Annotated in this window: 1 pseudogene; it reads right to left on the reverse strand. The window is 37.9% G+C overall.

From position 1 onward, the window contains the following. Positions 1 to 454: pseudogene (locus tag V7083_RS02390) on the reverse strand (MFS transporter); the annotation flags it as partial. Between the last annotated feature and the right edge of the window lie 180 nt (positions 455 to 634).

The raw sequence follows: 634 nt of genomic DNA on the forward strand, positions 1-634 counted from the left end.
TAATCATTCCGATAACGGTCATTAAGCGATTTCGATCGCTAAAAAACGCACCTCTTCGTTCTTCGGAAATCATTCCGCTTATCAGCGTTTGCCAGCCTACGTTCGAGATGGTGCCTGGTACGTTCATAAGCGCAATAACCAATAAAAATGCCCAAGCTTGAAAATGAGGGGGAATGAATACAACCCCAATAAGTAAAATAAACATCATTCTTGCCCATAAAATGCTCATCGCTACCGTTTTTTTCTGCTGTTCAAGGCGATTCAACAGAATGGCTGCAGGTACCGTCATCAACAAGGTAATCAACGGCGGTAATGAACTAATTAACCCAACTTGATAATTGGAAGCCCCCAGAATGGAGATAGCAAAAATCGGGTAATAGTTGTTCGGCAAGGAAACCGCTATCGTAGATGCCATTCCATTATAAATACTGATTTTTTCATTATATGATCGCATGCCCATCCGCCATTTCTCTATTAATATACAAGGCTATTATACACGCAAAGTTCTTCGGTGCACTAAATATTTTTAAAAAATATGGAAGGTTTTCATATTTGCCATTTTTACGTTGCTTTTTCAAAATGGTATAATAAATAAACTTCAGTTTTTATAGGATGTGAAAAAATGGAAACCACA

It is taken from the genome of Bacillus sp. JJ1764 (assembly GCF_036962145.1).
GTDB lineage: Bacteria > Bacillota > Bacilli > Bacillales > Cytobacillaceae > Neobacillus.